Raw genomic sequence first — 872 nt, 5'->3', positions numbered from 1 at the left:
ATATGTTTGAGAAGACATTTAAAGCACTTAGTGCACCAGTAAGAAGAGATATTCTTAACTTATTAAAGAAAGGAAGGATGTCTGCGGGAGATATTGCTGCACAATTTGATATGACACAGGCAACTGTCTCATATCATTTATCGATATTAAAATCTGCAGACTTAATAAGAGAAGAAAAAGATAAGAATTATATTTATTATGAAATTAATGCGACTGTGTTTGAAGAAATGTTGTTGTATTTTAAGTCTTTCTTAGGAGGAAATGATGATGTTGAAGAATAAATGGTTTAAGTTTAGTTTGGTATTATTTCTGTTGCCACTTGTATGTATATTAGTGACTTATAATAAGTTACCTGCACAAGTCGCAACACATTTTGATTTTCATGGAACACCTGATGGGTATATGGATAAGTTCTTAGGGTTATATGGTGTGTGGGGCTTTATGCTAGTACTTCATATATTCTGTGCTTTTATGACATTCAAGGATCCTAAGAAGAGTAATATACCAGATATAGGATTAAGAATTGTATTGATGATCTGTCCATTAATATGTTTGATGGTCACTCTACTTATTATTACATATAATCTAGGCTATCGTTTTGATATGACATTTATTATGAATATAGTAATAGGCTTCATCTTTATTATTTTAGGTAATTACTTACCTAAAATAAAAAGAAACTATACTATAGGTATTCGTACTTCATGGGCATTAAATAGTGATGAGAACTGGTCACGTACACATAGATTTTCTGGTTATGTGTTTGTATTGAGTGGAATGTTGTATATTATCTTTAGTATGTTAGGTTATATGTTTATTGGTTTAGGTATTATACTTATATCTATTTTACTATGTTCTGGATATAGCTATAG

General features: G+C 29.9%; 2 protein-coding genes. Both read left to right on the top strand.

Going from position 1 to position 872, the window contains the following annotated elements; genetic code table 11:
- Positions 1 to 2 precede the first annotated feature (2 nt).
- Positions 3 to 281 (top strand): autorepressor SdpR family transcription factor, encoded by a 279-nt coding sequence (locus B2S90_RS08190; protein WP_055232454.1) that lies wholly within the window; start codon positions 3 to 5, stop codon positions 279 to 281.
- Positions 268 to 872, top strand: a 605-nt coding sequence (locus B2S90_RS08185) for an SdpI family protein (RefSeq protein WP_286696862.1), incomplete at its 3' end; no start/stop codon positions are given. The genes B2S90_RS08190 and B2S90_RS08185, both read left to right, overlap by 14 nt.

This window comes from Catenibacterium sp. UBA627 (genome assembly GCF_002299355.1).
GTDB classification, from domain to species: Bacteria; Bacillota_I; Bacilli_A; order Erysipelotrichales; family Coprobacillaceae; genus Catenibacterium; species Catenibacterium mitsuoka.
This window is presented reverse-complemented; position numbering and strand designations above follow the sequence as displayed.

Coding starts and splice junctions, on each gene's coding strand:
- B2S90_RS08190 (WP_055232454.1), top strand. CDS start 3: ATGTTTGAGAAGACATTTAAAGCACTTAGTGCACCAGTAAGAAGAGAT.